At 72.8% G+C, this 12450-nt stretch carries 14 protein-coding genes; 11 read left to right on the forward strand and 3 right to left on the reverse strand.

Features of this window, described 5'->3' with window-relative positions; translation table 11 throughout:
• The first annotated feature begins 32 nt into the window (after positions 1-32).
• The 11 genes from hemE (at position 33) to hemL (ending at position 9754) form a co-directional block, all read left to right on the forward strand.
• Positions 33-1100 carry a uroporphyrinogen decarboxylase gene (hemE, locus tag EDF50_RS12640; RefSeq protein WP_199738781.1) on the forward strand — a complete coding sequence of 356 codons (1068 nt, stop codon included), beginning with the start codon at positions 33-35 and terminating at the stop codon, positions 1098-1100.
• On the forward strand, positions 1097-2461 hold the full coding sequence (locus tag EDF50_RS12645) for an NAD(P)/FAD-dependent oxidoreductase (protein WP_233570626.1): 1365 nt from the start codon (positions 1097-1099) through the stop codon (positions 2459-2461). Before hemE ends, EDF50_RS12645 begins: the two co-directional genes overlap by 4 nt.
• 116 nt (positions 2462-2577) lie before the next feature.
• Positions 2578-2826 (forward strand): hypothetical protein, encoded by a 249-nt coding sequence (locus EDF50_RS12650; RefSeq protein ID WP_123519889.1) that lies wholly within the window; start codon positions 2578-2580, stop codon positions 2824-2826.
• Positions 2823-3272 carry a phage holin family protein gene (locus EDF50_RS12655; RefSeq protein WP_054147459.1) on the forward strand — a complete coding sequence of 150 codons (450 nt, stop codon included), beginning with the start codon at positions 2823-2825 and terminating at the stop codon, positions 3270-3272. The genes EDF50_RS12650 and EDF50_RS12655 overlap by 4 nt, the downstream gene beginning before the upstream one ends.
• A 49-nt stretch (positions 3273-3321) precedes the next feature.
• Positions 3322-3549, forward strand: coding sequence for a DUF3618 domain-containing protein (locus EDF50_RS12660; protein WP_123519890.1), 228 nt, complete (start codon positions 3322-3324; stop codon positions 3547-3549).
• Positions 3550-3649: 100 nt separating this feature from the next.
• A complete protein-coding gene (hemQ, locus tag EDF50_RS12665) occupies positions 3650-4423 on the forward strand; it encodes a hydrogen peroxide-dependent heme synthase (RefSeq protein ID WP_123519891.1) in 774 nt (257 codons plus the stop codon).
• Positions 4420-5643, forward strand: a complete 1224-nt coding sequence (locus tag EDF50_RS12670) for a ferrochelatase (RefSeq protein WP_123519892.1) — start codon at positions 4420-4422, stop codon at positions 5641-5643. The genes hemQ and EDF50_RS12670 overlap by 4 nt, the downstream gene beginning before the upstream one ends.
• Before the next feature lie 4 nt (positions 5644-5647).
• Positions 5648-6634: a hydroxymethylbilane synthase gene (gene hemC / locus EDF50_RS12675; protein ID WP_123519893.1), complete on the forward strand. Its 987-nt coding sequence runs from the start codon at positions 5648-5650 to the stop codon at positions 6632-6634.
• Complete coding sequence (locus EDF50_RS12680) at positions 6631-7422, forward strand: uroporphyrinogen-III synthase (RefSeq protein WP_123519894.1); 792 nt, start codon at positions 6631-6633, stop codon at positions 7420-7422. The genes hemC and EDF50_RS12680 overlap by 4 nt, the downstream gene beginning before the upstream one ends.
• Positions 7422-8411 (forward strand): porphobilinogen synthase, encoded by a 990-nt coding sequence (hemB, locus tag EDF50_RS12685; RefSeq protein ID WP_123519895.1) that lies wholly within the window; start codon positions 7422-7424, stop codon positions 8409-8411. Before EDF50_RS12680 ends, hemB begins: the two co-directional genes overlap by 1 nt.
• The gene (gene hemL / locus EDF50_RS12690; RefSeq protein WP_123519896.1) at positions 8411-9754 is read left to right on the forward strand and encodes a glutamate-1-semialdehyde 2,1-aminomutase; all 1344 of its coding nucleotides are present in this window, start codon (positions 8411-8413) and stop codon (positions 9752-9754) included. The genes hemB and hemL overlap by 1 nt, the downstream gene beginning before the upstream one ends.
• A 55-nt stretch (positions 9755-9809) precedes the next feature.
• Here the strand turns inward: hemL and EDF50_RS12695 are convergent, their stop codons facing one another.
• From EDF50_RS12695 to EDF50_RS12705, 3 genes are all read right to left on the reverse strand, one after another.
• Positions 9810-10625: an ABC transporter ATP-binding protein gene (locus EDF50_RS12695; RefSeq protein WP_233570627.1), complete on the reverse strand. Its 816-nt coding sequence runs from the start codon at positions 10623-10625 to the stop codon at positions 9810-9812.
• A complete protein-coding gene (locus EDF50_RS12700; RefSeq protein WP_123519897.1) occupies positions 10622-11311 on the reverse strand; it encodes a GntR family transcriptional regulator in 690 nt (229 codons plus the stop codon). The genes EDF50_RS12695 and EDF50_RS12700 overlap by 4 nt, the downstream gene beginning before the upstream one ends.
• 150 nt (positions 11312-11461) lie before the next feature.
• The gene (locus tag EDF50_RS12705; RefSeq protein WP_123519898.1) at positions 11462-12442 is read right to left on the reverse strand and encodes an MDR family oxidoreductase; all 981 of its coding nucleotides are present in this window, start codon (positions 12440-12442) and stop codon (positions 11462-11464) included.
• Between the last annotated feature and the right edge of the window lie 8 nt (positions 12443-12450).

Consider the following 12450-nt stretch of genomic DNA (forward strand, 5'->3'; position numbering starts at 1 on the left):
GACGTCCAGCGGGCGATGGGACAATCGAGCACGTGACCCAGACCTCCGCCCTGCCCGAGCAGCACCCCCTGGCCGCCGGCCTCACGACGCGTTCGCCGCTGGTCCGCGCGTTGCGAGGCGACCGGCCCGAGACCCTGCCGGTGTGGTTCATGCGACAGGCGGGTCGCTCGCTGCCCGAGTACCGCGAGCTGCGCGTCGGCACCAAGATGCTCGACGCCTGCCTCACGCCCGACCTGGCGAGCGAGATCACCCTGCAGCCCGTGCGTCGTCACGGCGTCGACGCGGGCATCTTCTTCAGCGACATCGTCGTGCCGATCAAGCTCGCCGGCGTCGCGGTCGACATCGTCCCGGGTCGTGGGCCGGTGCTCGAGACGCCGATCCGCACGGCCGCCGACGTGGCGGCCCTGCGGCCGATCGACCCGGAGGCGCTGGCCCCGATCGCCGCGGGCGTCGCCCAGACCGTCGCCCAGCTCGGCGGCACGCCGCTGATCGGGTTCGCCGGCGCGCCGTTCACCCTCGCCGCCTACCTCGTCGAGGGCGGACCGTCGAAGGACCACATCCGTGCCAGGGCCCTGATGCACAGTGATCCCGAGACCTGGGACGCCCTGCTCACCTGGGCCGCCGACGTGACCGGCGCCTTCCTCCGGGCCCAGGTGCTCGCCGGGGCGAGCGCCGCCCAGTTGTTCGACTCGTGGGTCGGCTCGCTGTCGCTCGCCGACTACACGGCGCACGTGGCCCGCCACTCGGCGCGTGCCCTCTCGCACGTCGCCGACCTCGACGTGCCGCGCATCCACTTCGGCGTCGGCAGTGGCGAGGTGCTCGCCGCCATGCGCGACGTCGGCACCGACGCCGTGGGCGTCGACTGGCGCGTCCCGCTCGACGAGGCCTCGCGCCGGCTCGGCGGGTCGACCCCGGTGCAGGGCAACATCGACCCGGCCATGCTCCAGGCGCCCTGGGCCGTCCTCGACGCGCACGTCCGTGACGTGGTCGAGCGTGGCCGAGCGGCCCCCGCCCACGTGCTCAACCTCGGTCACGGCGTCAGCCCCGACACCGACCCCGACGTGTTGACCCGCATCGTCGAGCTCGCCCACACGCTGTGACCCCGCCCGTCGTCACCCCGGGCGGCGCCGTCGACGTCGCCGTGGTGGGCGGCGGCATGGGCGGCATCGTGCTCGCCCGCGACCTGGCCGCCGCGGGGCTGCACGTCGTCCTGTTCGAGGCGTCCGACCGGCTCGGGGGCGAGGTCTCACGACACGTGGTCGCCGACATCGCGCTCGATGCCGGGGCCGAGAGCTTCGCGACCCGGGGTGGCACGGTCGCCGGGTTCGCCACCGAGCTCGGCCTCGGCGACGACATCGTCCTGCCCGACCCGCGGGGCGCCTGGCTGCACGAGGCCGACGGAGAATCTCTCCCGATCCCGCGCACCGGGTTGCTCGGAATCCCCGGTGATCCCTCCGCCGCCGACGTCCGGGCCGTCGTCGGCGCGGACGGGGTACGGCGCGCGCTCGCCGACGCCGAGCTGGCGGCCGACGTCGGAAGCGACGAAACCACCCTGGGCGGTCTCGTCCGGGCGCGCATGGGCGACGCGGTCGTCGACCGGCTCGTCAGCCCCATCGTCTCGGGCGTCCACTCCCTCCACCCCGACCTGCTCGCGGTCGACCGCGTCGCTCCCGGATTGCGCTCCGCCCTGCGACGCGAGGGCAGCCTCGCCGGTGCCGTGCTCGGACTGCGCGCCCTGGCTCCGGCCGGCTCGGCGGTGGCCGGCATCCGGGGTGGTCTCGCCCGCCTCGTCGACCCGATCGTCGCCGATCTCGACCGGCACGGCGTCGACGTCCGGCTCGGCACGCGCGTCCGCTCGATCGACGAGTCGGGCGTCGAGACCGCCGGCGGCGAGCACGTGCGCGCGCGACAGGTCGTGCTGGCCGTCGGGGACCACGACGCGGTGGCGCTGACGACCCGCGCCTCCTCGGTACCGCCCGGGGCGATCACGCTCGCGACCCTGGTCGTCGACCGGCCCGAGCTCGACGCGGCTCCCCGGGGCACGGGAGTGCTCGTCGCACCCGGCTCGACCGGGCTGCGAGCCAAGGCCCTCACTCACGCGACCGTCAAGTGGAGCTGGCTGGCCGACCTCGCCGGGGGACGCCACGTGCTGCGGCTCAGCTTCGACTCGCCCGTCGTCGATCGCGGCACGTCCGACGCCGAGGTGCGCGACGCGGCGCTCGCCGACGCCTCGACCCTGCTCGGCGTCGACCTCGCCGAGCGCCACCTGGTCGGCTTCGGGCGGGCGACCTGGGACGCCCCGCGTCGGGCCGAGGCCGTGGCGGTCACCGAGCCCGTGGTCGAGGTCGTGCAGGCAGGAGGCGCGGTGGCGGGACGCGGGCTCGCCGCGATCGTCGCCCACTCGCGTCGTCAGGCGGCCACCCTCGTGGCGGCGCTCTCGTCGCCCTCATCCCGCGACTGAGCGCACGGGGTCGGCCGCGTTCGGTCCGGCGCGGGCGACGGGCAGCCGGCTCGGGCTACATTGGAGGGACGTGTGCGGCACATGCCGTGACGCGTACGACCACGAATGGAGTCCTCGTGCGAGGCAAACTGATCTTCGTCGCCGGAGCCGCTGTCGGATTCGTGCTCGGCGCCCGCGCCGGCCACGACCGGTACGAGCAGATCACCGAGAGGGCGTCCAAGGTCTGGAACAGCCGGGCCGTCCAGCGCCAGGTCGCCAAGGGCCAGGACTTCGCCGGTGCCAAGACGGCCGACGGGGTCGACGCCCTCGTCACGGGCATCACCCGCGGCATCGCCAAGCTCTTCGGTGGCGGCCGCAAGAAATGACCGACTCGACGCGCAGCGACAAGGTGCGGCACAAGACGAGGCCGCGGTCGCTCTTCGCCCTCGTGCAGGACGTGCCGACGCTGGTCACCGACCTCGTCAAGGGCGAGCTGGCCCTCCTCAAGTACGAGGTCATCGGCACGCTCAAGGCGTTCGGCATCGGCGCCGGGTTCCTGGTCGGGGCGCTCGTCTTCGTCTTCGCCATGCTCGGCGTCCTGCTGACCGGCATCGTCCTGCTGCTCGCCATCTGGCTGCCCGGTTGGGCATCGGCACTCATCGTCGCCGGCGTCCTGCTGCTCGTGGCCGCCCTGCTGGCGTTCCTCGGGTACAAGGCGATCAAGAAGGGGCTCCCGGCGGTCCCCGAGAAGACCATCGCCAGCCTCAAGGCCGACCTCAAGGCCGTCAAGGGCGTGGGTTCGATCCCCGGCGCCCGCCTCGACGAGCGCTGACGCGCCTCCTCGACACCCCCATCCTTCCCCCGTTCCCGACAGGAGCACCGTGAGCGACAGCAGCGACATCCAGGCCCACATCGACCGCACGCGCGCCGAGCTCGCCGCGACCCTCAACGAGCTCGAGGACAAACTGAACGTACCCAAGCAGTTGGGCGTCGCGGGGCACCGCGCCAAGGCGTCGTTCGACCGCGACAAGACCCCGTGGCTCGCCGCCGCCGGGGCGGGCGCGCTGGCCGTGGCGGGCGTCGTCGTCGCGGTCGTCAAGCGCCGCTGACCGGTCGCTCGGCTCGTCCCCCGGTGGGCCGGAGCGCCCGTTCGCTCGACCGGGAGCAACCTGGTTGGGCTCCCAGCGTGCCGAGAGAGAGAATGGATCCATGAGTTCCAGCGCCGACGCGGCAGCGCCCGTACTGCCGACGTCCGATTCACCCGCAGCAGACGCTCCCACCCAGCCCGGTGACGCCGCGGCGAGCACGCCCGCACCCGCCGAACGCCTCGGCTACACGCTCTGGGCCGTCCTGCGCCGCGACCCCCAGAACCCCTACGCCCCAGAGCTCGACGACGTCCCCCAGCTGGACGCGGTCGTCGACGCCCTGGCCGGTCTCGGCGTGACCGTGCGGGGCTTCTACGACGTCAGCGCCCTGCGCGCCGACGCCGACATCATGATCTGGCTGCACGGCGAGGTGCCCGAGACCGTCCAGTCCGCCTATCGACAGCTGCTGCGCACCGACGTCCTCGGCGGCCTGCTGCCGACCTGGAACGCCATGGGCATGCACCGCGACGCCGAGTTCTCGCGCAACCACAGCCCGGCCTTCATGCGTGGCAAGGCACCCGAGACCTGGCTCACGGTGTACCCGTTCGTGCGCAGCTACGAGTGGTACCTGCTGCCCGAGGCCGAGCGCCGCCAGATGCTGGCCGACCACGGCAAGCAGGGCTCCGAGCACCGCGCCGTGCTGACCAACACGGTCGCCAGCTTCTCGCTCGGCGACTACGAGTGGATCCTCGCCCTCGAGGCACCCGAGCTCGTCCAGCTCGTCGACCTCATGCGCGACCTCCGGTACACCGAGGCGCGCCGCCACGTCCGCGAAGAGATCCCGTTCTACACGGGCCGACGCATCCCCACCACCGACATCATCGAGGTCTTGTCGTGACCGACACCAGCCACATCTCCAACGGGCAGTTCGTCCGCAACGCGACCCCCGCAGCGGCCTCGGGGCCAGAGCACGTCTCCGAGCCCACGGACTACGACGCCATCCTGCTGGCGGGCTTCGGCGGGCCCGAGGGGCAGGACGACGTCATCCCCTTCCTGCGCAACGTCACGCGGGGGCGCGGCATCCCCGAAGAACGCCTCGAAGAGGTCGCGACCCACTACCGCCACTTCGGCGGCGTCAGCCCGATCAACGAGCACAACCGCGAGCTCAAGGCCGCCCTCGAGGCCGAACTCGAACGCCGCGGCATCGACCTGCCCGTCATCTGGGGCAACCGCAACTGGCAGCCCTACATGGCCGACGCCGTGCGCGAGGCCGACGAGCGCGGGTTCCGCAAGCTCATCGCCGTCGCGACCAGCGCCTACTCGTCGTACAGCTCCTGCCGCCAGTACCGCGAGGACTTCGCGATGGCTCTCGACGCCACCGGGCTCGGCGACACCATGCAGATCGACAAGGTGCGCCAGTTCTTCGACCACCCCGGGTTCGTGCAGCCCTTCATCGACGGCGTGCGCGACGCCCTCGTCAAGGCTCGTGCCGAGAACGAGGGCCTCGACCTCGCCACCCAGGTGCAGGTGCTCTTCGCGACGCACTCGATCCCGTCGACGGACGCGGCCAAGAGCGGGCCCGAGGCACGCGGCTTCGACGCCGACGGTGCCTACGCCGCCCAGCACAAGGCCGTGGCCGAGGTCGTCATGGCCGCCGCCGAGGCAGCACTCGGGCTCGACGTGCCCGACGGGGGCGGCACGACCGTCCCCTGGCAGCTCGTCTACCAGTCGCGCAGCGGCCCCCCCTCGATGCCGTGGCTCGAACCCGACATCAACGACGCCATCGACGACCTGGCCGGCGGTCCGACCCGTGCCGTCGTCATCGTGCCGCTCGGCTTCGTCAGCGACCACATGGAGGTCATGTGGGACCTCGACAACGAGGCGATGGAGACCAGCGAGAAGAACGGCTTCTGGGCCACGCGCACCCCGACCCCTGGCATCGACCCCGTCTACGTCACCGGGCTCGTCGACCTCGTGCTCGAGCGTCGTGACGGCGTGCCGGTCGAGGACCGTCCGCACGTGACCGACCTCGGTCCCTGGTACGACGTCTGTCGCCCCGGCTGCTGCGAGAACGTGAGGCTCGGTTTCAAACCCGCCCTGTCCGGCCTGGTGCCCTGACCCCGTGGCGACCATCCGCATCGGCACCCGGGGCAGCGCGCTGGCCGTCGCCCAGTCGACCACCGTCGCCGAACGCATCGCGACCGCGACCGGTCACGACGTCGAGCTCGTCCGCATCAAGACCGAGGGCGATCGTTCGCAGGGCACGGGCGAGTCCCTCGCCTCGCTCGGTGGCACGGGCGTCTTCGCCAGCGCCCTGCGCGAGGCGTTGCTCGCCGACGAGTGCGACGCGCTGGTGCACTCGCTCAAGGACCTCCCCACCGCCACGCACCCCGGCCTCGTCATCGGCGCCACGCCCGGCCGGGCGGACGCCCGCGACGCCCTCTGCGCCCGCGACGGGTTGACCCTCGAAGGGCTGCCCGCGGGGGCACGCGTCGGCACGGGCTCCCCGCGCCGTGCCGCCCAGCTGCTCTCGCGACGCCCCGACCTCGAGGTCGTCGACATCCGCGGCAACGTCGACACGCGGCTCGGTCGCGTCGGCGACGACCTCGACGCCGTGTTGCTGAGCGCCGCCGGCCTCGGACGTCTCGGGCGGCTCGACGCCGCGACCGAACTGCTCGGGCTCGGCTTCTGGCCCAGCGCGCCGGGTCAGGGTTCGCTGGCCGTCGAGGTCCGCGAGGACGACCCGGACGAGGCGCTCGCCCGGGGGCTGGCCGCCATCGAAGACGACGAGACCCGCCTCGTGGTCACGGCCGAGCGTGCCGTGCTGGCCGGTCTCGAGGCCGGTTGCGCGGCGCCCGTGGGCGCGAGCGCGGTCGTCGACGCCGGATTGCTGTTGCTCAGCGCGACGGTCTACAGCCCCGACGGCAGCCGACGCCTCAGCTCGTCGCACGCCGTCTCGCTCGACGACGGCCCGCTCGTCGCGCGACTCGCCGACGTCCACGAGGTCGCCGGTCGGGTGGTCGACGAACTGCTCGACTCGGGCGCGGCCGAGTTCGCCCCGTTGGGTGGCGGACCCTCCGGCGGTGACCCCCTGGGCAGCGCCTCGTGACGGCCGACAAGCCGCTCAAGGGCGTCCGAGTCCTCGTTCCGCGAGGCGGGAAATGGGGGGACGGCGTCGCGGCCTCGCTGCGGTCGCACGGTGCGGCACCCGTGATCGCGCCCCTGATCAACTTCGCCCCGGCCGAGACGCCCGAGCTGCTCGCCGCGGCGCTCGCCCGCCTCGAGTCCGGGGTCTACGAGTGGCTCGTCGTCACCAGCGCCACGACGGTCGACGTGCTGGTCGGCAACGGCATCCGCCCTCCCGCGTCCACCCGGGTCGCCGCGGTCGGCGAGACCACCGCGGCAGCCCTGGGCCTGGCGGGCATCCGCGTCGACTTCGTACCCGAGGGTGACAACTCCGCCCGCGGACTCGTCAAAGAGTGGCCGGCCGACGAGGTCACCGGCCGTGTGCTCGTGCCCCAGTCCGACCTCGCCGAGCCGACCCTCGTCGCCGGGCTGTCGACCCGAGGCTTCGACGCCGAGTTCGTCTCGGCCTACCGGACGGTCGGCGTGCCCGTGTCGGACGAGGTGCGCCACGGCGTCGCCGACGGCTCGATCGGCGTTCTGCTCGTCACCTCGGGCAGCGTGGCCCGTCAGATCGCCGCCCAGCTGGCACCCCTGCCCGTGGCGACCCTCGTCGCGTGCATCGGCCCGCGCACCGCCTTCGACGCCCGTGCCGCGGGACTCCCCGTGCACCTGATCGCCGAGACCCGATCGGCGGCGGCCCTCGTCGAGGCCGTGGTGGACCACGCCCTCGACGGTCCGTCCGCCGGAACACCCCCCACCGAGAAGGACTGATGTCCGATTTCCCCCGCGTGCGGCCTCGCCGCCTGCGCGCCACCCCCGCCCTGCGCCGCCTGACCGCCGAGACCCGCCTGCACCCGGCCGACCTCGTCCTGCCGATGTTCGTCCGCGAGGGCATCGACGAACCGGCCCCGATCTCGTCCATGCCGGGAGTGGTGCACCACAGCCTGTCGAGCCTGCCCCGGGCGATCGAGCAGGCGGCCGAAGCCGGCGTCGGCGGCGTCATGCTGTTCGGTGTCCCGCTCGAGAAGGACGCCGTCGGTTCGGGCGCGACCGATCCCGAGGGCATCCTCAACGTCGCCACCCGCGTGGCCGTCGACGCCGCGCAGGGCGCGCTCGTCGTGCAGACCGACCTCTGCCTCGACGAGTTCACCGACCACGGCCACTGCGGCGTACTCGCCGCCGACGGCTCCGTCGACAACGACGCCACCCTCGTGCGCTACGACGAGATGGCGGTCGTCCAGGCCGAGGCCGGCTCGCAGCTCATCGGTATGAGCGGCATGATGGACGGTCAGATCGGCTCGGCACGCGACGCCCTCGACGAGGCCGGCTTCGGCGGCACGGCACTGCTCGCCTACGCCGCCAAGTACGCGTCGGCCTTCTACGGGCCTTTCCGCGAGGCCGTCCGGTCGACACTCGTCGGCGACCGCCGCACCTACCAGATGGACGCGGCCAACGGACGCGAGGGCCTCCGCGAGGTCGACCTCGACATCGCCGAGGGTGCCGACGTCGTCATGGTCAAGCCGGCCATGAGCTATCTCGACGTCCTCGCCGAGACCGCCGCGACCAGCACGGTGCCGGTCTGGGCGTACCAGATCAGCGGTGAGTACGCGATGATCCAGGCGGCCGCGGCGAACGGATGGATCGACCTCGACGCCGCGTCCTACGAGAGCGTCCTGTCGATCAAGCGCGCGGGAGCCGACGCCATCTTGACGTACTGGGCCACCGAACTGGCCACGCGCCTCCAGAGAGAGCGGTTCTGATGACCGAGCAGAGCAACGACACCTACTTCACCCGGGCCAAGCGGTCGATCCCGGGTGGCGTCAACTCGCCGGTCCGAGCGTACGGCTCGGTCGGTGGGACGCCGCGGTTCCTGGTGGGGGCCAAGGGCGCCTACGTCACGGACGCCGAGGGTCGTGACTACGTCGACCTCGTCGCCTCGTGGGGGCCGGCGATCCTCGGACACACGCACCCCGAGGTGCTCGAGGCGGTGCAGCAGGCGGCCGCCCGCGGTCTCTCGTTCGGCGCCTCGACGCCCGCCGAGACCGAGCTCGCCGAGCTGGTCCGCGAACGCGTCGCCGTCGGCGACCAGCGCCCCATCGGCAAGATCCGCATGGTCTCGACCGGCACCGAGGCCACCATGACGGCCATCCGCCTGGCCCGCGGCTACACCGGTCGCGACCTTCTCGTGAAGTTCGCCGGGCACTACCACGGGCACTCCGACTCACTGCTGGCCGAGGCCGGCTCGGGCGTCGCCACCCTGTCGATGCCCGGCTCGGCCGGCATCACCGCCGAGACCGCGGCCCAGACCCTCGTGCTGCCGTACAACGACCTCGACGCCGTGCGGGCGGCGTTCGACGAGCACGGCCCCCGCATCGCGGCGGTCATCGTCGAGGCGGCGGCCGCCAACATGGGGGTGCTCGCCCCGCAACGCGGCTTCAACCGCAGCCTCTCCGAGATCACGCGACGCCACGGCTCGCTCCTGATCGTCGACGAGGTGCTCACCGGCTTCCGGGTCGGCCGTGCCGGTTGGTGGGGCCTCGAGGCGTCGCAGGTGGTGCCCGACGGTGCCGGGTGGGAACCCGACCTGATCACCTTCGGCAAGGTCATCGGCGGGGGCATGCCACTGGCGGCCCTGGGTGGCCGCGCCGAGGTGATGGACTTCCTCGCCCCCCTGGGGCCGGTCTACCAGGCGGGAACTCTGAGCGGCAACCCCGTGGCCGTCGCCGCCGGCATCGCCACGCTCCGTCTCGCGACGCCAGAGGTCTACGCCCGGCTCGACACCGTGGCGGACCAGCTGTCGACCGGGGTCTCGGCTGCCCTGTCGGCCGAAGGGGTCGAGCACAGCGTCCAGCGGGCCGGCTCCCTCTTCTCGTTCGCGTTCGCGCCGACGGCCCCGATCGACTACGACGACGTCCGGGCACAGCAGGCCTGGCGTTACCCGCCGTTCTTCCACGCCATGCTCGACGCCGGCGTCAACCTGCCACCGTCGGTGTTCGAGGCGTGGTTCGTCACGGCCGCCCACGACGACGACGTGGTGTCACGCATCCTCGACGCCGTGCCGGCCGCGGCGAAGGCCGCCGCGGCCGCCGAGACGCCGCACTAGGCGGCCTCTGCCGCCGACGCACGACCGGGCGTGACCCGGCGTGCCGGGCCCCCGGTCAGCGTCGGCGGGCCCGGGCGGTCCAGCGACCTTCGACGCGGTCGATGACGAGCGGGTGGTCGAAAGCACCCGACACGAGGTCGGACGTCAGCACCTCGTCGGCCGTGCCGGTCGCGACGACCTCGCCGTCGCGGAGCAGCAGGGCGTGCGACGTGCTGCTCGGCAGGTCCTCGAGGTGGTGGGTCACGGTCACCGAGGCCATCTCGGGGTGGGCCGTCCGCAGGTCGTCGACCGTGTCGAGCAGATGCTCCCGGGCCGCGACGTCGAGACCGGTCGCCGGTTCGTCGAGCAGCAGCAGCGCGGGCTGCGCGACGAGGGCGCGGGCGATCAGGACCCGCCCTCGTTCGCCCTGGGACAGCACGCTCCACCGTGCCGAGAGACGGGACGAGAGGCCGACGCCGGCGACAAGGTCGACGACCCGCGCCTCCTGCTCGTCGGTGGGTGACCAGCGGGGCACCGGGTCGCTGCTGCCCGTCAGCCCGGTGAGCACGACCTCGCGCACGCTGTTGTCGCCGGCCATGCGGTGACGCGGGTCCACGTGGCCGATCTGACGCCGCAGCTCGCTCAGCTCGACGCGTCCCAGTCGGCGGCCGAGCACCTCGACCGTGCCCGCGGTCGGGTGGCCGAGCGCACCGCACAGCGTGAGCAGGGTGGTCTTACCGGCTCCGTTCGGGCCGATCAGCGCCCAGTGCTCACCGGCGCCGACCCTCAGGGACACGTCGTGCACCAGGTCGCGACCGCCCCGGGTCACCCGTGCACCGACCACGTCGAGCACGGGCGGCACCGGGGCGGCCGCCGGGGGAGCAGAGGTCACGCGCGGTAGATGCCCGCCTCGCGCACCCGGTCGAACAGGCCCTGAAGGCGTTCGGGTTGCTCACGCACGGCTGCGGCGGCCGCCTTGGCGTCGTCGGCCTTGACCGCGTCGCGGAACGCCACGGAGAAGGCGTGCGCCTGCTCGTTGTCGACGATGCCGTTGGCCGTGGGGCGGCGCAGCACCAGCAGCAGGCGCGGGCCCGTGTTCGACCACAGCCGCGTCAGGGACTCGCTGTCGGCCGCGGCCAGCAGGATCTCGTTGGCCCGCACGAGACCACTGACGTCCTCCTCTTTCTTGGCCTTGTACGCCTTGGCGCGTGCGTCGAGCAGCCCGACGACCTCGGCGCGCTGCGCCTTGTCGAGCTTGGGCACGGCACGCTCGACGAAGAGCGACCAGACGGCGTAACCGACGTCGACGGTGTCGACGAACTCGTCGTACGACGGGTCGACGATGCGCGTGTAGCGGTTGGCCTCGATGTCGACCAACGCCTGGTCGGCGAGTTTGGCGATGGCTTCGCGGACGGGCGTGCGAGAGACACCGAGCCAGGCGACGAGCTGGTCGTCGTTCAGGCGCTCACCGAACTCGAGAGTGCCGTCGAGGATGGCGGCGAACATCTTGTCGTAGACGACGTCGCGCAACAGGCGGCGGGGTGCGGGCGTCTGGTCGTCGTTCTGGGGGATCGGCATCGGGGGCCTCCGTCGTGTGTGCGGTCAGGTGCCGACGGTCGACGGCGCGCAGCACCGTGGTCGGTCGGGTTCGTCGACCCGGGCCTGAACCGGTCGCCGACATGTCGAGCATAAACCTGAGGGCTGAGTACGTATGAGTGATCCGGAGTTCTAGATTCGCGGCGCGGCGACCCGTACGACCGTTCGGCCACGAGTCCGGCCCGCCAGGATCGCCTCGCCGGCACCGACGACGTCGGCCAGCGCGACCTCGTCGGTCATCGAATCGAGCAGGTCGAGGTCGAGGTCTCGCGCCAGCCGGTCCCAGGCACGCTCACGCAGCTCGAGAGGCGCTTCGACCGAGTTGACGCCGGCCAGGGTCACCCCCCGCAGGATGAACGGCAGCACGGTGGTCGGCAGGTCGGCGCCCTGGGCGAGCCCGCAGGCCGTCACCGTGCCGCCCCAGCGGGTCTGCGCCAGGACCGTGCCGAGGGTGTGGCTGCCGACCGAGTCGACGCCGCCGGCCCAGCGGGCTCGCTGCATCGGCTTGCCTTCGCCGGACAGCTCGTCGCGGTCGATGAGCTCGGATGCCCCGAGCGAGCGCAGGTAGTCGCCCTGCTCGGCGATGCGACCCGAGGAGGCGCTGACCGAGTACCCGAGACCGCTCAAGAGCGCGATCGCCACCGATCCGACGCCTCCGGCCGCCCCGGTCACCACGACGTCGCCGTCGTCGGGGCGGACGTCGCGTTCGAGCCGGAGGACGCTGAGCATGGCCGTGAAACCCGCCGTGCCGATGGCGGCGGCACGCCGCCCGTCGATGCCCCGGGGAAGCGACACGGCGCTGCCGGGATCGACCACGACGCGTTCGGCGAAGCCACCGGGCCTCGTCTCGCCGTGACCGGCACCGTTGACGAGCACCTCGTCACCCGGCGCGAAGCGCGACGACCCCGAGGACGCCACGACACCGACCAGGTCGATGCCGGGCACGAGAGGGTCGACCCGGGCGACCCCAGGGTCGCCGCGCAGGGCGAGGCCGTCTTTGTAGTTGACGCCGGACCAGGTGACGTCGACGACGACGTCATCTGGCCCGGCGACCGGCTCGTCGAGCTCTCTCAGCTCGGCGGCCCTGTCTTTCTCGACCACGATCGCACGCATGCGACCGA

The sequence above is a fragment of the Frigoribacterium sp. PhB24 genome, from assembly GCF_003755185.1.
GTDB lineage: Bacteria > Actinomycetota > Actinomycetes > Actinomycetales > Microbacteriaceae > Frigoribacterium.